Below are 16465 nucleotides of genomic sequence, written 5' to 3'. Positions count from 1 at the left end.
CCTCTCAGCGCCAACTCGCCCCGCCCTGACGGGCCAACCGGCGGCCCGGCTGAGTCGGCCCGGCTGCGGTGGCCCAGCCGTCCAGCCGCCCCGCTGCCGCCCAGCCGTTCGACCGCCGCGCCCCCAACTTCCCCCGCCCGTACCCCCCTTCAGCCCCGTCGAGTCCCCAGTACCCTGCGGGCCGCCGTATGTGCGCCTGCTGCCACCGCTCCCGCTATGGCGAGGCTGATGGCCGCGTCGCGGGGGCGGGTCGGGCGGAGGGTGCCCGCGCGGCGGAGGCGGCCGCGGGCCCAGAGGGTGAACGGGACGACGAGCAGGGGAGACGTGGCCGAGCCCGGGGTGTAGCCGCGTACCGCCGCTGCCTGGGCGAGGTGGACCAGGCCGTGCAGGCCGAAGCCGTTCAGGACCGACTGGTAGTACGCCGAGCGCCCGCCCGTGCGCCTGCCCTCTGCCGCGGCCGACGCCACCACCAGGCCGACGCCCGCCATCGCGAGCCCGAACTCCCGGCGCTGCATGCCCGCCATGCTCCGCCACAGCCGCTCCGGCACCTGCGGAAAGCGCCGCCGCAGCTCCGGCACCCGCGTACGGGTCCAGCGCGGCACCGTCGCCAGCTCCTCAAGGTCGTGCAGCAGCCAGGCCGCGAACAGGCCGAGCGTGACGGCCGCGTCGACCCCGGTGGGCGCACCGGCGGTCGCACCGGCGGGCGCTTCGGCGGCCAACTCCCGGGTGTGCGGGCTCAGTTCAGGGGGTGCGTCCATGCCCGCAGTCTGACAGCGGGACTGTCACGACCGGATAAGGCCAGGGCAGCTCAGCGGCGCGCCGTCGGCGAGGTCGGCGCCGTACGCCCCGTACGCATCCACAGCGGAACCGTGCCCGTCACCCGGCACATCGCGAGGTACAGCGGGATCGGCGGCGTGTAGGGCGCCGTGCCCTCGGGGCGGTGCACCAGGCGGGGTGCCTTCGGCCCGGCCGGGACCCGCGCCCCCGTCGCGTACCGCAGCGGAGCCGGCCAGTCCAGGGAGACCGACGAGCCCGACGGCACGATCCACCACCAGCGGGCGCCGTCCGCGTACACGCAGCCGATCCGCGGCAGCCGGGCCCGCACCTGGCGGCCGTACTCCTCGGGCATGCCCACCGCGTCGCAGCCGAGCGGCGTCGTCATGCCCTCCGGCAGCTCCAGGGGGACGTCCTGGGGGAGGCGCGCCAGCGAGGCGAGCGTCGTCAGGGCCATCACGCGCATGCCGCCACCCCGGTCTCCGTGCGGGCCACTCCCGTGCCGTGACAAGTTCGCGTCACGCGGCCGCCGCCCGGACGGAACGCGGCAGCTCGGCCCAGACCATCAGGCCGAGCCCTTCCTCCTGCGCGCCCCACGCGTGGCTCACCGCCGAGACGAGGAGCAGGCCGCGGCCGTGGTCCTCGTCCCCGGAGCGCGCCGGGTGCGGATGCGGGCCGGTGCCGTCCTGGCCCGGGCCCTCGTCGCGGACCACTATCCGGACGTGGCCCGCTACGGGGTCGTCGGTGAGGTCGCAGACGATCTGCCGGCTCACCGTGTGCACCAAGGCGTTGGTGACCAGCTCGGACACGACCAGCGCCGCCGTGTCGCAGGTGTCGTCGCACAGGGCGAAGCCGGAGAGATGTTTGCGCGTGAGGCGCCGGGCGCGCGCCACCGAATCAGGGCGTGCGGCCAGCTCGAAACGGCAGCGGCGGTCGCCGAACGGCGCCCCGGCAGGGGACTGCACAGTCTGGGTCTTACCGAGTGCCACGGCCGGTTCCTAACGGGGCGGACGAGTTCACGCATGCCACTATCTCCCCGCCGCGAACACTTGGCAAGCGTCACTCTGAAAAGTGCAGAGTGCAGTGTTCCTCCCGCGGCGCCCATGGCACACTGCTCCAGCGGCTTCCGTACGGCGCCGCGCGGGCGGCGGTTTTTCCGTCGGCCGACAGCGTTCGACGACGACGGACCCAGGCGAAACGGAGGCAAGCAGTGAGCGAACCGCGGTCCGCTCCCACCGTGGGTCAGGTCGTTCTCGGCAAACGTCTCCAGGAACTCCGTGAGGAAGCCGGGCTCAAGCGCGAGGAGGCCGCGCGCGTGCTGCGCGTCGCCCCCGCCACGGTCCGCCGCATGGAGACCGCCGAGGTCACGCTGAAGATCCCGTACCTCCAGTCGCTCCTGAAGGCGTACGGCGTCGAGGACGAGGAGGCCGACTCCTTCGTCACGCTCGCCGAGGAGGCGAACCAGCCGGGCTGGTGGCAGCGCTATCACGACATCCTGCCCAGCTGGTTCAGCATGTACGTCAGCCTGGAGGGCGCCGCCAGCCTGATCAGGTCGTACGAGCCGCACTTCGTGCCCGGTCTGCTGCAGACCGAGGAGTACGCGCGCGCGGTGATGCGCTCCGGGGCCGTCGGCCGCACCGACGAGGCCGAGCTGGAGCGGCACGTCGCGCTGCGCATGCAGCGTCAGGAACTGCTCACCCGGGACGACGCCCCGAGGCTGTGGGTCGTCATGGACGAGACCGTGCTGCGCAGGACGGTCGGCGGTCCCGAGGTGATGCGGGCGCAGATCGACCGCCTCCTCGAGGCCGTGAAGCTGCCCAACGTCACCCTGCAGGTCGCCGAGTTCGCCCAGGGTCACCACCCGGGCACCTACGGCCCGTTCGTGCTCTTCCGGTTCGCCGTGCCCGAGCTGCAGGACATGGTCTACGCCGAGTACCTCACCGGCGCGGTCTACCTGGACCGGCGTGCCGAGGTCGTGACGTACCTCGAGGTCATGGACCGGATGGCGGCGCAGTCGGCGACGGCACACCGCACGAAGGAGATCCTCCGGGATCTGCGCAAGGAGCTCTGAATGGAACGCACCACCGTCGAGGACCCGGCCGCCGAGGAGGGCCGCGCCCACGGCGAAGGCCGGGTCTACAACGGCATGCCCGCGCGGGACCTCGGCACCGAGGGCTGGCACAAGCCCTGGAGCGGCGGCAACGGCGGCAACTGCGTCGAGGCCATGAAGCTCGCCGACGGGCGGGTCGCGGTGCGCCAGTCCGCCGACCCGGACGGGCCGGCGCTCATCTACACGACCAGCGAGATACACGCCTTCATCCAGGGCGCGAAGTCCGGCCAGGCCGACTTCCTGCTGTCCTGAGCGGTACCCCTCTTATAGGTGCACGTTTTGTGGGTGCACGCCTTAGGGGTGCACGCCTTATAGGTGCCCGTCTTGCAGGTGCCGTCGTGCAGGTGCTGGTTTTGCGACCGGTCCCCTAGGTGCCGGTTCTGCGAGCAGCGGTGAGCGGTTTTACGACCCGTTCGGGGGAAGCGCCGCGCACAGAGCGTCCACCGCCGCCGGGTAGGCGTGCTCCGGCGGCGTCGCATAGCCCACGACCAGGCCCTCACGCAGCGGGCCGCGCGCCTCCGGGTGCCGGAAGTCCGCCAGACCGTCCAGGGCGAGCCCCTGCCAGCGGGCCGCCTTCAGCGTGGACGGCTCCGTGCCGGGCGGCAGCCGCAGCACCGCGTGCAGGCCCGCCGCCACCCCGGTGACCGGAATGTGCGGGGCGCGCTCCGTCAGGGCCCGCACCAGCCGGTCGCGCCGGCGCCGGTACCGCAACCGCATCCGCCGCACATGCCGGTCGTACGAGCCGCACTCCAGGAAGTCCGCCAGGGCCAGCTGGTCGGTGACGCCCGTCCAGGCCTCGCGCTCGCCCTTGACCCGCAGCACGTCGTCCACCAGGTGGTCCGGCAGCACCATCCAGCCGAGGCGCAGCGCGGGGGAGAGGCTCTTGCTGACCGAGCCGAGGTAGACCACCCGCTCCGGGTCGAGGCCCTGCACCGCGCCGACCGGGCGGCGGTCGTAGCGGAACTCGCCGTCGTAGTCGTCCTCCAGGACCAGGCCGCCCCGCGCGCGTGCCCAGTCGACGGCCGCCGCGCGCCGCTCCGCGTGCAGCGGGCCGCCGGTCGGGAACTGGTGGGCGGGGGAGAGCAGGACGGCCCGCTCGGACCCCAACTCGCCGGTGCGCGCGCCCTGTTCGTCCAACGGCAGCGGAACCGTGCGGACCGCCGCGGCGCCGAGCAGGGCGCGGTGGAAGGCGAGCCCGTACTCCTCCACGGCCAGCGGGCCCCGCAGGACCCCGGCGCCGCTGCCGCCCGCGCCGCCGAACAGCAGCCGCAGCGCGTGCGCGAAACCGGCGCAGATCACGATCCGCTCCGGTGAGGTGCGCACACCACGCGCGCGTGCCAGGTACTCCGCGAGCGCCGTGCGCAGCTCGATCCGGCCCTGCGGTGCGGCGGGCCCGAACGCCTCGTGCGGCGCCGCGTTCACCGCCCGCCGCACCGACGCCACCCAGGCCGTACGCGGGAACGAGGCCGGGTCGGGCTGCCCCTGCCGCAGATCGAAACGGGGCCCACGCGCGCGTGCAGCCGGTTTTCGCGCGGACGCCTCCCGCGCGGGCGACCTCTTCGGTACGCGGACGGGGCTCGCGGGGACGGTCCGCTCGGCGACCCGGGTGCCCGAACCCTGGCGGGCGACGAGCCAGCCCTCGGCGACCAGCTCCGCGTACGCCTCGGCGACGGTGTTGCGGGCGATGCCGAGGTCGGCGGCGAGCGCGCGGTAGGGCGGCAGGAGCGTGCCGGGGGCGAGGCGGCCCGACCGTACGGCCGAGCGCAGCGCGTGCAGCAGGGCGGCGCGGCGGCTGCCGGTGGAGGGGAGGTCCAGGTGCAGGTCGGTGCCGGTGCCGCCGTCGGCGCCCGCGCGCGTGCCGGTGCCTTCGTCGGTTCCCGCGCGTGTGCCGGTGCCGCCGTCGGATCCGTCCGTGCCGGGCCCGGAATTGACCTCGGAAACTGCCATGGAATTGCACCCTACACAGGGTCTTTCCGGACCGTAGGTTCATGGGCATGAGCAACGAGACGACGTACGAGCCCACGAACCGGACGACGGACCACGCCGCTGCGAAGCCGGTCCGGGTGAACTTCGCGCAGGCCGCTCCCCGTGCCTTCAAGGCGCTGATCGGCTTCGACGCCGCCGCCCGCGCGGGCCTCGACCCGGCGCTGGTCGAGCTGGTCCAGATCAGGTCGTCGCAGCTGAACGGCTGCGCCTACTGCCTGCACATGCACACCAGCGACGCCCGCAAGGCCGGCGAGAGCGAGGAGCGGCTGCACATGGTGGGCGTGTGGCGCGAGGCCCGGCACTTCTTCACCGAGCGGGAGCAGGCCGCGCTCGCCCTCGCCGAGTCCGTGACCCTGGTCGCGGCCGGCGGCGTGCCGGACGAGGTGTACGCGGAGGCCGCCGCGCGGTTCTCCGCGGAGGAGCTGGCCCAGCTGATCGCCCTGATGACCGCCATCAACACCTGGAACCGGATCGCCCTCGCCACGGCCAAGGTCGCAGGCACGGACGAGCGGGCCTGAACCCACCCGCCCAGGGCCTGAACCCACCCGCCCAGGGCCTGAACTCCCCGGAACGCGGAGGGAGTTGCCGGTCCCCTTTCACGCCCGCATCGGTCCGGCGTCCGCCGTGATCGGTGCGGGCAGGTCCGTGTCCCCCGTGAGGAACCGGTCGACCGCGGCGGCCGCCGCCCGGCCCTCCGCGATGGCCCAGACGATCAGGGACTGGCCGCGCGCCGCGTCGCCCGCCGCGTACACCCCCGGCACCCCGGTCGCGAACCCGGCGTCGCGGCGCAGCGTCCCGCGTTCGTCGAGGTCGATCCCCAACTGGGCGATCAGGCCGTCCTCCTGGGAGGGCCCGGAGAAGCCGAGGGCGAGCAGCACCAGGTCGGCCGGCAGCACCCGCTCCGTACCCGGCACCGGACGCCGACCTTCCGGCGTGACCTGCACCAGGTGGACCTCCCGCACCCGCCCCGCCGCGTCCCCGGTGAGCCGCAGCGTCGACGCGGCGAACAGGCGGGCGTCCGCGTCCGCCTCCGGGGCGGTGCCGAGCGCGGCCGCCTCCTCGTGCGCGGGCGACAGCCGGTACACCTTCGGGTACGTGGGCCACGGCTCGGCGTCCTCGTCGCGCTCGGCGGCCGGCAGCGGATAGATGTCCAGCTGCGAGACCGAGGCGGCGCCCTGCCGGACCGCGGTGCCGAGGCAGTCGGCGCCGGTGTCGCCGCCGCCGACGATCACGACGTGCCGCCCGGCCGCCGACAGCTCGTCGTCCGGGTCCGGGCCCGGGTCGGGGCCCGAGGCCGAGGCCGAGTCGTGGTCGTGGCAGGCGCGGTTGGCGTACGGCAGGTACTCCATCGCCTGGTGCACGCCCTTCAACTCACGCCCCGGTACGGGCAGTTCGCGCCAGGCCGTGGCGCCCGTCGCGAGCACAAGCGCGTCGTACCGGCCGCGCAGCTCGTCCGCCGAGACGTCCAGGCCGACGGTCAGCGAGGTGCGGAACCGGGTGCCCTCGGCCTCCATCTGCGCCAGGCGGTGGTCCAGATGGTGCTTCTCCATCTTGAAGTCCGGAATGCCGTACCGCATCAACCCGCCCGCCAGGTCGTCCCGTTCGTACACCACGACCGTGTGCCCCACCCGCGTCAGCTGCTGCGCCGCCGCGAGGCCCGCCGGGCCCGAGCCGACGACGGCGACCGTGCGGCCGGAGAGCCGGTGCGGCGGCCTGGGCGGCGCGTAGCCGCGCTCCCGGGCGACGTCGGCGATCGCCACCTCGACATTCTTGATGGTCACCGCGGGCTGGTTGATGGCGAGGACACAGCCGGACTCGCAGGGCGCCGGGCACAACCTGCCGGTGAACTCGGGGAAGTTGTTGGTGGCGTGCATCCGGTCGCTCGCCGCCCGCCAGTCGCCGAGCGCCACCAGGTCGTTCCACTCCGGGATCAGATTCCCCAGCGGGCACGCCTCGTGGCAGAACGGAACCCCGCAGTCCATGCACCGGTCGGCCTGCGCGCGGACGATCGGCAGCAACGCCCCCGGCACGTACACCTCGTGCCAGTCCCGTACGCGCTCCTCGACGGGCCTGCGCGGCCAGTCCTCGCGCGCGGTGGTGAGGAACCCCTTGGGATCGCCCATGGCCGTCTCCTCCGCGGGCCGGCGCTCGCCGCCTCACCGGCCCTCTCGCCACGATACGTCCGGCTTCGTCCGCTGTCCCTTCCGCACGGTCGGGGCCGGCCCCGCCGCCTGCCACGGCACCGGGCGCCGCCCCTTCGGGCCCGCCGTCTACGCTGACCGCGGACCGCCGACGATCACCGAGGGAGAGTGGGATGGCCAAGCTGCGCTGCGCCGTGCTCGACGACTACCAGGGCGTGGCCCTGTCCATCGCCGACTGGTCACCGCTCGCCGACACCGTGGACGTCCATGTCGTACGCCGGTACCTGGGCGACGAGGACGCCGTGGCCGCCGAGATCGCGGACTGCGAGATCGTCGTCATCATGCGTGAGCGCACCCCGTTCCCCGCCTCGCTCCTCGCCCGCCTCCCCAAGCTGCGGCTCCTCGTCACCTCCGGGATGCGGAACGCCTCCGTCGACCTGGCGGCGGCCGCCCGGCACGGCGTGACCGTCTGCGGGACGCCCAGCAACTCCGAGCCGCCCGCCGAGCTCACCTGGGCCCTGATCCTCGGACTCGCCCGGCACGTCCTGCCGGAGGGCGGCGCGCTGCGGGACGGCGGGCCCTGGCAGTCCACGCTCGGCGCCGACCTGCACGGGCGCCGACTCGGCGTCGTCGGCCTCGGCAAGATCGGCACGCAGGTCGCCCGGGTCGGCCGCGCCTTCGGGATGGACGTGACCGCCTGGAGCCAGAACCTGACCGCGGAGCGCGCCGCCGCGGCGGACGTCGAGCTCGCCGACTCTCTCGAACACCTGCTGTCCCGCAGCGACTTCGTCTCCCTGCACGTCCAGCTCAGCGACCGTACGCGCGGGCTCGTCGGCGAGCCGCAGCTGCGGTCGATGCGGCCCGGCGCGTACCTCGTGAACACCTCGCGGGCCGCCCTCGTCGACCAGGACGCGCTCGTCCGCGCCCTGCGCGAGGGCTGGATCGCGGGCGCAGGCGCGGACGTCTTCGACCAGGAGCCGCTGCCCGCCGACCACCCGCTGCGCACCGCCCCGAACTTCCTCGGCCTCCCGCACCTCGGGTATGTCACGCGCCGCAACTACGAGGGGTACTTCCAGGGCGCGGTCGAGGACATCGCGGCGTTCCTGGCGGGGGAGCCGATCCGGGTCCTCGGCTGAGCGGAACGGTTGAGGGGCGTTGCCTGACGCTTGCGGCCGGGCGCCTGCCGCTTGCTGCTTGCCGCCGGGTGCTCGCCGCCTGATGCCGGACGCCTGCCTGACAGTTGACGCCTGACACCTGACAGCTGACGCCTGACGCCTGCCGCCTGCCGCCTGACGTCTGACACCTGCCGCCTGTGGGAGGTGGGCGGCCTGTCACGCGTCGTCCGTTCTCTCCCGCCAGCCGTCCAGGACACCGTCCACCACCGCCCGTACCCGGCGCCGTGCCTCGGCGCGCCGCACTCCGGCCATCAGGAGCGCGTCGTACTGCGAGTCGTCGTGCCGGACCGCCGCCCGGACCGCCGCCGTGACCGCGACCGGGTCGAGGGCCCGGCCCGCGGCGCTGCGGCCCACGCGGCCGCTGCCGCGTCGGGACGCGTGCGCCGCGATGCGCTGCGCGCGCTCCTCCGGGCAGCGGGGGAACAGTGCGCGGATCTCCGCCGCGAACGCCGCCGTGAACCGCACGTCCTCCGCCGCCCGCCGCGCCGCGTCCCGCTCCCGGCGCCGGGCCCGGGCGTCGGCGTCGGCGAGGCAGCGCCGTTCGGCCAGGGCGAGCGCGGCCTCCTCGACGAGGACGCCCTGCCGCTCCCACCGCCGCGCCCTGCGGTTTCTGCGGACCACGACCACCGACAGCGAACTCGCCTCCCGGGCCCGCCGGGTGAGCGCCGTGTTCCCGCGCGGCAGGAACACCAGATGGCCGAGGTCGGCACAGTCCAGGCAGTGCGGGGTGCCGTCCGCGAGGACCAGGAGCGGGAGCGGGCCCGCGGCGCACTCCGCGCAGTGCCGGTGCCGCCGCCCGAGCGGCTGGATCGCCACAAGTCCCGTGACGGGTACGTCGGTTGACGGCCCGACCCGGGCCGATGAGCGCGGCATGAGCGGTACTTACCCGGTCGGCGCCTCGGGTACGTCGCGCACCCCTCGCCTCCCGTCCCCGCCCCGTGCCCGTGCCGAGGTCAGGCGGCGAGGCCCAGGACGAGCGCCGCGCATCCGGCCAGCGCACCGGCCGCCCGTATGTGGTTCCAGGCCGTCCACTCGCGTACGTACGACCGCCACGGCTCGACGCTCTCCGCGGCCTCCGGGTCGAGCTTCGCCAGGGCCTCGTTGCGCGGGATGTTCGCCGCCACGGTCACCCCGAACGAGCCGAACAGATACAGCGCGCAGCCGAGCAGCAGCGGCGCCGTCCCCGGGTTGGGCCACAGCACGAACGTGACCACCGCGACCACCGCGCACAGCCCCGCCGTGCCCATGAACACGGCCAGGAACAGCGGGTTGACGATCAGCACGTTCAGCTTCTGCATCGCGGCGATGCCCTGCGCGGGCGGCAGCGCGGCGAGCGTGCGCATCACGGAGGTGGAGAACGCGAAGAAGACGCCCGCGACGAGCCCGCAGCCGAGCGCGGCCGCCAGCGTCAGCGCGAAATACGGTCCGGCGATCAAGATGACTCCCCCTTGAACTCCCCCTTGAGTCCACCCGCTTGATCCTCCCTCGCGAGGGAGCGCGCGGCAACCGGATTCCGCGGTGCGCGGCGCCCGCCACCTGCCACCCGCCACCCGCCACGCGGCACATGGTGCCTTGAGCCGGCCGGGCATCATGGCCCCGTGCGACTCGAACCGATCACCTGGGACCGCCTGACCGACGCCCTCGCCGACCGCGTCGCCGCCCTCGACCCCGCCGACGGCGGCGCCTGGCCGCGGATCGGCCTCGACGGCGCCCCGCCCGCCGGCACCGGCGACCTCGCCCGCCGCCTCGCCGACGCCCTGCGCGTACGTGGACGGTCCGCGCAGGTCGTGGCCACGGAGGACTTCCTGCGCCCGGCGTCCCTGCGCTTCGAGTACGGGCACCGGGACCCCGAGTCGTACTACGACGGCTGGTTCGACACCGGCGCCCTCTGGCGCGAGGTCCTCGGTCCGCTCGACCCCGGCGGCACCGGCCGGATCCTGCCCGACCTGTGGGACCCGGCCGCCGACCGCGCCACCCGCAGCCCGTACGTCCAACTCCCGCCCGGCGGCGTCCTGTTGCTGCACGGCCCGCTGCTCCTCGGCAAGTGGTTCCCCTTCGACCTGACCGTCCACCTGGCGCTCGCTCCCGGCGCACTGGACCGCCGTACGCCCCCGGACGAGCGCTGGCGCCTGCCCGCCTTCGCCCGGTACGCGGACGAGGTCGGCCCGGAGACCGCGGCAGACGTGCTCGTACGCGCCGACGACCCGCGACGCCCGGCTTGGGCGCGGCCCGCGTGGGCCGCCGGGGGTGCGTGAGGCTGCCTGGGCCGGGGGTGCGTGCGGCCGTGCCTGCGTGAGCCGGTGCCTGCGTGCGGCCGTGCCTGCGTGAGCCGGTGCCTGTGTGCGGCCGCGGGGTGCCGGGGCGGGGGTGCGGCGGTCACGGTGGGTGTCCGGTTCCTCGCGCAGGTGCGGGGTACCCGGTCGCGGAAGAGAATGAGTGCGCGGTCGGCAGCGGCGCCCTCGTGGCGCGCCGTGCCCGAACCAGCCACCCCCGAACCGGCCTATGGAGGCACACCATGACCACCGCCGGAGACATCATGCACCGCGGGGCCCAGTGGATCCCCGCCCACGAGACCCTGGACCGCGCCGCCCAGCTGATGCGTCAGCTGAACGTCGGCGCCCTGCCGATCAGCGACGAGAACGAGCGGCTCTGCGGCATCCTCACCGACCGTGACATCGTCGTCGGATGCGTGGCGATGGGCCACGACCCGGCCAAGATCACCGCGGGCGAGATGGCCAAGGGCACCCCGCGCTGGATCGAGTCCGACGCCGACGTCGACGCCGTGCTCCAGGAGATGAAGGGCCACCAGATCCGCCGGCTCCCCGTCATCGAGGACAAGCGCCTCGTCGGCATGATCAGCGAGGCCGACCTGGCCCAGCACCTCTCCGACGAGCAGCTCGCCGCCTGGGTGGAGAGCGTGTACGCGAGGAGCTGAGCAGCTTCCGCTCGTGGCTGCGTCTCGCAGCTGCGCCGCCCAACTGGGCCGCTCAGCTGCGCCTCGTAGCGGTATCCCGTAGCTGTGCGTCTCGTAGCCGTATCCGTGGGCGGTTCGCTGCCTGCGTCATGCCGCCGTCCGGCCGGATGATCCGGAAGAAAACCGGAAGAAAAACGGATCAACTGGGATGATCGCGGCATGACGCAGACGCGAACCCACGGATACCTCCTCGACCCCCGTTCCGCCGACGCAGGCCTGCCCTTCGACGCGACCGCCGCCCTCTACGACGCAAGCACGTTCCGGCACTTCGAGCGCATCGGCGTCGGCCCCGGCTGGCGCTGCTGGGAGGTCGGAGCGGGCGGCACGTCCGTACTGGGCTGGCTGGCCAAGCGGGTCGGCCCCACCGGCCGAGTCGTCGGCACCGACCTCGACCCCGCGCGCGCGAGCGCCGCCGCGCGCCCGCCCGTCGAGGTCCTGCGCCACGACGTGGCCGCCCAGGAGCCGCCCGGAGAGGGCTTCGACCTGGTGCACGCCCGGCTCGTCCTCTCCCAGGTCACCGACCGCGAGCACGCCCTGCGCTCGATGGTCCGCGCCCTGCGCCCCGGCGGCCGCCTGCTCGTCGAGGACGCGGACGTCGCCCTCCAGCCCCTCGGCTGCCCCGAAGCCCAGGGCCAGGCCCAACTGTTGGCCAATCACGTGCGCAAGGGCCTGCACATCCTCCTCGCGGAGAGCGGCGCCGATCCCGCGTACGGGCGGAAGCTGCCGCGGCTGCTGCGCGAGGCGGGCGTGGCCCAGGTCGAGGCCGAGGCGTTCTTCCCGCTGACCTCGCCCGCGGCCGCCGCCCTGGAGACCGCCACCGTCCAGGAGGCCCGCGACCGCCTCGTCGCCCGCTCCCTCGTCACCGGCGGCGACGTCGACCGCTACCTCAACCAACTCGCCTCCGGCACCCTCGACTTGACGACACCTCCGCTGATCTCGGCCTGGGGCCGGAAGGTGTAGGCGGGGCCGCCGGGGCAATCGTCTTTCCGTACGGGAGGCTCCGGCGGGAGGTTTGTCGGTCCTGGTCGACCTCTCGTCCGGGTCGGGCCTCAGCCCGGTCTGCCGCCCACCCGCAGCACCGCTCGTGCTCCCGCGCGGCAGCCCTCGGTCGCCGCGTCCACGGCCGTGGCGCCTGCGAGACGGGCCGCAAGGAAGGCGCCGGTGAACGCGTCCCCGGCGCCCGTCGTGTCCCGCGCCGTCACCCGTACGCCCGGCACCCGCACCGGGGCCGCCCCGCCCTCCACGACCAGCGCGCCCTCCGCCCCCGCCGTGACCGCCACCAACGGGAACCGGCTCCCCAACTTCCCGGCCGCCTCGGCCACGACGGCCGGGTCGAGTGCCGGCCCGGGGGCGAGCGGTGGGGCGGAAGGGGGTGGGGAGTCGGAGGGGAGCGGTGGGCCTGAGGGGAGCGGTGGGGCGGAGGGCGCGCGCAGCCCCGCCAGCAGCAGCGCCTCCTCCCGGTTCGGCAGCAGGACGTCCGCCCCCTCCACCGCGTCCAGGAACCGGTCCGCCCCCGTCTGCGCGAGGAACCCCGCCGACGCCGGGTCGACGCTCACCGGCACGCCCCGCGCCCGCGCCGCCGACAACGCGAGCCGTGCCGTGGCCCGGCTGCCGTCGGCGAAGAACAGGTAGCCCGACAGGTGCAGATGGGCCACCCCGTCGAGCAGCGCCGGCGACCAGTCCGCCGGGCGCAGCCGCAGCACCGCCCCGCTGTCCGTCAGGAACGTCCGCTCCGCCGCCCCGTCCACCAGGCAGATCACCGTCCCCGTCGGCGCCTCCTCGTCGACGACGAGCCGCGGCCGCACCCCCGCGGTACGCAACGCCTGCTCGTGCCAGGCCGCCGACTCCACGCCCACCCGGCCCAGGAGCGACACGTCCCCGCAGCCCCAACGCGCCGCCCAGCACGCCACGTTGGCGCCCGCGCCGCCCGGCACGAGCCGGATCGCGGCGGCCGTGTCCGTGCCGTGCGCGAGGGGCGCCCGATACCGCGCGACCACGTCCGTCACCACATCGCCGAGCACCAGCAGCCCGCCGCCCGCCCGCCGCCCGGCCTCCTCGCTCGACCGCATCGCTTTGCCCGACCGCGCCCCCTCGCCCGACCGCGCCCCCTCGCCCGGCCGCATCGCCTCGCTCGACCGCGCCCCCTCGCCCCGCCGCGCCCTCTCGCTCAACGCGACCACGCCCCCGCGATCCGCGCCGCGAGCCGCACATTGCCGCGCACCGCCGCCAGGTTGGCCCGCAGCGACGCCCCGTCCGTGTGCCGCACCAGGAAGTCGAGCAGGAACGGCGTCACCGCCTGGCCCGTGATGCCGCGTTCCGCGCACTCCCGCAGCGCGTCGGCCAGCACCCGCGCGTGCAACTCCGGGTCCAACTGCTCGGCCTCCGCCACCGGGTTGGCCACGATCAGCGCCGACTCCGGCCCGCCCAGCGCATCCTGGGCGCGCAGCACCTCCGCTGCTTCCTCGGGCGAGCTCAGCGTCCAGTCCACCGGGTGCCCGGAGTCGGTGAGGTAGAAGCCGGGGAAGCGGTCAGTCCCGTACCCGGCGACCGTCACGCCCAGCGTCTCCAGCCGCTGCAGCGTCGCCGGCACGTCCAGGATCGACTTCACGCCCGCGCACACCACCGCGATCCGCGTACGCGACAGCAGCGCCAGGTCCGCCGACTCGTCCTGCGTCGACGTCCACTCCCGGTGCACCCCGCCGAGCCCGCCCGTCGCGAAGATCCGCAGCCCAGCGCGGGCCGCGAGGAACGCCGTCGCCGACACCGTCGTCGCCCCGCTCGCCCCGGTCGCGAGCGCCGGCGCCAGGTCCCGGTGGCCCAGCTTCCGGATCCCGTCGCCCGCCGCGATCCGTTCCACCTGCTGCTTGTCCAGGCCGACCCGCGCCCGCCCGTCGAGCACCGCGACCGTCGCGGGCACGGCGCCCTCGCGCCGCACCGACTCCTCCAGTTCCAGGGCGACTTGGAGGTTCTGCGGGCGTGGCAGCCCGTGGGCGATGATCGTCGACTCCAGGGCCACGACCGGCCGGCCCGCCGCCAACGCCTCCCTGACCTCTTCCGACACGATCAGCACTTGTGGCCTCCCATCGCCGACACCTCTGCCCGTCCGACCGTCTTTCCCTGCCGCCGCGAGGCCCTCCGCCGTACGCCCTCGCCCGCTCGCCCGCTCCTCGCCCCCCCCGGCTTCCACGTCTCATCCCTGTCGACCCCACCTCTCGCCCAAACCCCTGACGGCTGCCAACTGCCAACTGCCAACTGTCGGCAGACGGCAGGCGCCAGACGGCAGACGGCAGACGGCTGCCGGTACGGCGTACGGGACTTGCGCATGCGTCTGCACGCGCGCGTGGCGTCGGATTTCGCGGTACGGGCGCCGGGGGCGAGCCCGGGGCGGCCCAGGGGTCGCGTTCAGGCTCTGCGTGCCCGGGCCGCCGCCCACGGCATCAGACGTCTCTCGGCGAGCCCGAGCAGCGCGTTGATCCCCAGGCCGAGCGCGCCCGCCCACAGCGTGCCCGCGAGGACGTCCGTCGTGCCGTCGGGTATCTGCGAGGCCTGCGCGATGAATGTGCCCAGCCCCTCCCCGAAGCCCGACAGGATCTCCGAGGCGACCGCCAGGATCAGCGCCACCGCCGCCGAGATCCGCACCCCGGCCGCGATGAACGGCGCCGTCGCCAGCAACGACACCCGCCACAGCACCTGCAGCCGACCGAACCCGAAGGCCCGCAACGTGTCCTTGGCGACCGGATCGACGTCCCCCAGCCCGTACACCGTGTTGAAGAGCACCGGCCACACGCATGCGTACGCGATGACCGTGACCTGCATTCGGCTGCCCGTGCCCAGCAGCAGCGCCACCAGCGGAATCAGCGCCACCGAGGGGATCGGCCGCAGAAACTCCACCACCGCGCGTGCCGCCGCGTCGACCTTCGGGACACTGCCGAACAGCACACCGAGCGGCACCGCCAAGGCGCACCCGAGCAGCAGCCCGTACGCCCAGACCGTGAGCGTCGCCCCCACCCCGTCGAGGAACAGGCCGTCCCCGGCGAGTTCCGCCGCGCGGGCCACGACCTCCGACGACGGCGGCAGATAGGCGCGCTGCACGATGCCCGCCCGCCCCGCCACCTCACCGGCCGCGAGCACCACGAGGACGCCGACGAGACCGAGCAGCGCCCGCCGCGGCCGCGACAGCGTCGTCACCGCACTCATGGCGACCCGGCCCGGAACAGCAGCTTCTCGGCGTCGAGCCGCTTCTTCAGGAGCCCGCCGTCCACCATCAGCGCGATCAACTCACCGATCCGCTCAGGGTTGTCGGACCGCGCGTACCGGGGGAGGGCGATGGCGCGGGCTGTCCGCACGTCCAGCTTCGAGTAGCCGGGCAGCACCTCCTCGACGTTGTCCCGGTTCTGCGCCGCGTCCCGCTGGCCGCGCCGCACGGCCCGCTGGAACGCGGCGGCCGTTCTCGGGTTCTCGTCGACGAAACGCTGCGTCGTGCCGTACCCGGACAGCGGCAGCCCGTCGGCCGGGCCGCTCGCGCCGTCCACGACCACGCGCGCGCCGAGCCTGCGTCTGGCGTCCGTGAGGAACGGCTCGGTGATGTCCGCCGCGTCGACCCGGCCCTTCTCCAGCGCCGCCGCCATCTGCGGGAACGGCACCTGCCGGTACTCCACCGCCTTCGCGTCGTGCCCCTCGTCCTTCAGGATCGCGCCGAGCCGCAGCGACTGGATGCTGTGCAACACGTTCTCCGCGACCTTGCGCCCCTCCAGGTCCTTCGCCGTACGGATCGGGGAGTCGGGCATCACGACGACGTCCATGGAGTGCGGGGCGAGGGCCACGCCGTCCGCGAGGATCCGCAGCTTCAGGGCGCCCCGGTCGTGCGCCTGCAGCAGCGTCACGTAGTTGCCGCCCGCCACCACGTCCACCTGGCCGTTGGCGAGCGCCGGGACGGCCTGGACGCTCTGCTGCACCGGCCGCACCTGCACGCGCAGCCCCTCGTCCTTGAAGTAGCCGCGCTCCTGGGCGATGTAGAGCGCCGCGCTGTCCACGAGCGGGGTCGCCGCCACGGTGACGGTCGACTTCTCCAGGCCGTTGCTCGCGGTCTGCCCGCTCCCGGAGCTTCCGCTTCCGCAGCCCGTCGCCAGAAGCAGCAGCGCCACCGGGGCCGCCGCCAGCCGCCCCAGGGCACGCCGCAGCGAACGACGCCGACGGGCCGGCTCGTACTCGGCCTTCCCGGTCCGCCCGGCGCGCGCGGTGTGCTTGCTCTGCTCGGTCTGCTCGGTCTGTGGTGACACCGTCAACTCCCCCGTATCAGACGTGA

Annotated in this window: 19 protein-coding genes; 8 read left to right on the top strand and 11 right to left on the bottom strand. The window is 74.5% G+C overall.

The features are described 5' to 3' along the window. Positions 1 to 149: 149 nt before the first annotated feature. The 3 genes from ACIDOF_RS03840 to ACIDOF_RS03830 are packed head-to-tail and all read right to left on the bottom strand — an operon-like array spanning position 150 to position 1763. Entirely contained in the window at positions 150 to 758 is a 609-nt protein-coding gene (locus ACIDOF_RS03840) for an HXXEE domain-containing protein (RefSeq protein WP_409004202.1), read from the bottom strand. 50 nt (positions 759 to 808) lie between these two features. After that, complete coding sequence (locus tag ACIDOF_RS03835) at positions 809 to 1240, bottom strand: hypothetical protein (protein WP_409004201.1); 432 nt, start codon at positions 1238 to 1240, stop codon at positions 809 to 811. Positions 1241 to 1292: 52 nt separating this feature from the next. Continuing rightward, complete coding sequence (locus ACIDOF_RS03830) at positions 1293 to 1763, bottom strand: ATP-binding protein (protein ID WP_409004200.1); 471 nt, start codon at positions 1761 to 1763, stop codon at positions 1293 to 1295. Positions 1764 to 1984: 221 nt separating this feature from the next. On the opposite strand from ACIDOF_RS03830, the gene ACIDOF_RS03825 reads away from it, so the two are divergent. Genes ACIDOF_RS03825 through ACIDOF_RS03815 form a run of 3 tightly spaced genes read left to right on the top strand, consistent with a single transcriptional unit; the run spans position 1985 to position 3255 of the window. Then, complete coding sequence (locus ACIDOF_RS03825; RefSeq protein ID WP_409004199.1) at positions 1985 to 2845, top strand: helix-turn-helix domain-containing protein; 861 nt, start codon at positions 1985 to 1987, stop codon at positions 2843 to 2845. Then, the gene (locus tag ACIDOF_RS03820) at positions 2846 to 3136 is read left to right on the top strand and encodes a DUF397 domain-containing protein (protein WP_409004198.1); all 291 of its coding nucleotides are present in this window, start codon (positions 2846 to 2848) and stop codon (positions 3134 to 3136) included. A gap of 29 nt (positions 3137 to 3165) precedes the next feature. After that, a complete protein-coding gene (locus tag ACIDOF_RS03815; protein WP_409004197.1) occupies positions 3166 to 3255 on the top strand; it encodes a hypothetical protein in 90 nt (29 codons plus the stop codon). Between the two features lie 31 nt (positions 3256 to 3286). On the opposite strand, the gene ACIDOF_RS03810 is transcribed toward ACIDOF_RS03815, so the two are convergent. Next, a complete protein-coding gene (locus ACIDOF_RS03810) occupies positions 3287 to 4831 on the bottom strand; it encodes a PLP-dependent aminotransferase family protein (protein ID WP_409004196.1) in 1545 nt (514 codons plus the stop codon). A gap of 41 nt (positions 4832 to 4872) precedes the next feature. Between ACIDOF_RS03810 and ACIDOF_RS03805 the strand changes: the two genes are divergently transcribed. Then, on the top strand, positions 4873 to 5388 hold the full coding sequence (locus tag ACIDOF_RS03805) for a carboxymuconolactone decarboxylase family protein (RefSeq protein WP_409004195.1): 516 nt from the start codon (positions 4873 to 4875) through the stop codon (positions 5386 to 5388). 78 nt (positions 5389 to 5466) lie between these two features. Here the strand turns inward: ACIDOF_RS03805 and ACIDOF_RS03800 are convergent, their stop codons facing one another. Further along, positions 5467 to 6993: a glutamate synthase subunit beta gene (locus ACIDOF_RS03800; RefSeq protein ID WP_409004194.1), complete on the bottom strand. Its 1527-nt coding sequence runs from the start codon at positions 6991 to 6993 to the stop codon at positions 5467 to 5469. A 191-nt stretch (positions 6994 to 7184) separates the two neighbouring features. Here ACIDOF_RS03800 and ACIDOF_RS03795 point away from each other — a divergent pair, with 191 nt between their 5' ends. Next, positions 7185 to 8147 (top strand): D-2-hydroxyacid dehydrogenase family protein, encoded by a 963-nt coding sequence (locus ACIDOF_RS03795; RefSeq protein WP_409004193.1) that lies wholly within the window; start codon positions 7185 to 7187, stop codon positions 8145 to 8147. 195 nt (positions 8148 to 8342) lie between these two features. Here ACIDOF_RS03795 and ACIDOF_RS03790 read toward each other — a convergent pair whose 3' ends face one another. Together ACIDOF_RS03790 and ACIDOF_RS03785 are read right to left on the bottom strand one after the other, a co-directional pair. Continuing rightward, positions 8343 to 9059, bottom strand: a complete 717-nt coding sequence (locus tag ACIDOF_RS03790; RefSeq protein ID WP_409004192.1) for a DUF2293 domain-containing protein — start codon at positions 9057 to 9059, stop codon at positions 8343 to 8345. An 80-nt stretch (positions 9060 to 9139) separates the two neighbouring features. Next, the gene (locus ACIDOF_RS03785) at positions 9140 to 9622 is read right to left on the bottom strand and encodes a DUF1772 domain-containing protein (protein ID WP_409004191.1); all 483 of its coding nucleotides are present in this window, start codon (positions 9620 to 9622) and stop codon (positions 9140 to 9142) included. Between the two features lie 162 nt (positions 9623 to 9784). Between ACIDOF_RS03785 and ACIDOF_RS03780 the strand changes: the two genes are divergently transcribed. The 3 genes from ACIDOF_RS03780 (at position 9785) to ACIDOF_RS03770 (ending at position 12120) form a co-directional block, all read left to right on the top strand. After that, positions 9785 to 10441 carry a uridine kinase gene (locus tag ACIDOF_RS03780; RefSeq protein ID WP_409004190.1) on the top strand — a complete coding sequence of 219 codons (657 nt, stop codon included), beginning with the start codon at positions 9785 to 9787 and terminating at the stop codon, positions 10439 to 10441. A gap of 260 nt (positions 10442 to 10701) precedes the next feature. After that, positions 10702 to 11121 (top strand): CBS domain-containing protein, encoded by a 420-nt coding sequence (locus ACIDOF_RS03775; RefSeq protein ID WP_409004189.1) that lies wholly within the window; start codon positions 10702 to 10704, stop codon positions 11119 to 11121. A 198-nt stretch (positions 11122 to 11319) separates the two neighbouring features. Continuing rightward, entirely contained in the window at positions 11320 to 12120 is an 801-nt protein-coding gene (locus ACIDOF_RS03770) for a methyltransferase domain-containing protein (protein WP_409004188.1), read from the top strand. Positions 12121 to 12209: 89 nt separating this feature from the next. Here ACIDOF_RS03770 and ACIDOF_RS03765 read toward each other — a convergent pair whose 3' ends face one another. From ACIDOF_RS03765 to ACIDOF_RS03750, 4 genes are all read right to left on the bottom strand, one after another. After that, positions 12210 to 13229, bottom strand: a complete 1020-nt coding sequence (locus tag ACIDOF_RS03765; RefSeq protein ID WP_409004187.1) for a carbohydrate kinase family protein — start codon at positions 13227 to 13229, stop codon at positions 12210 to 12212. 98 nt (positions 13230 to 13327) lie between these two features. After that, on the bottom strand, positions 13328 to 14230 hold the full coding sequence (locus ACIDOF_RS03760) for a pseudouridine-5'-phosphate glycosidase (protein ID WP_409004186.1): 903 nt from the start codon (positions 14228 to 14230) through the stop codon (positions 13328 to 13330). Between the two features lie 332 nt (positions 14231 to 14562). Further along, positions 14563 to 15357 (bottom strand): ABC transporter permease, encoded by a 795-nt coding sequence (locus ACIDOF_RS03755; RefSeq protein ID WP_409004185.1) that lies wholly within the window; start codon positions 15355 to 15357, stop codon positions 14563 to 14565. Further along, positions 15354 to 16439 (bottom strand): ABC transporter substrate-binding protein, encoded by a 1086-nt coding sequence (locus tag ACIDOF_RS03750; protein WP_409004184.1) that lies wholly within the window; start codon positions 16437 to 16439, stop codon positions 15354 to 15356. The genes ACIDOF_RS03755 and ACIDOF_RS03750 overlap by 4 nt, the downstream gene beginning before the upstream one ends. Positions 16440 to 16465 lie beyond the last annotated feature (26 nt).

It is taken from the genome of Streptomyces sp. Da 82-17 (assembly GCF_046098215.1).
Classification (GTDB): Bacteria; Actinomycetota; Actinomycetes; order Streptomycetales; family Streptomycetaceae; genus Streptomyces.
This window is presented reverse-complemented; position numbering and strand designations above follow the sequence as displayed.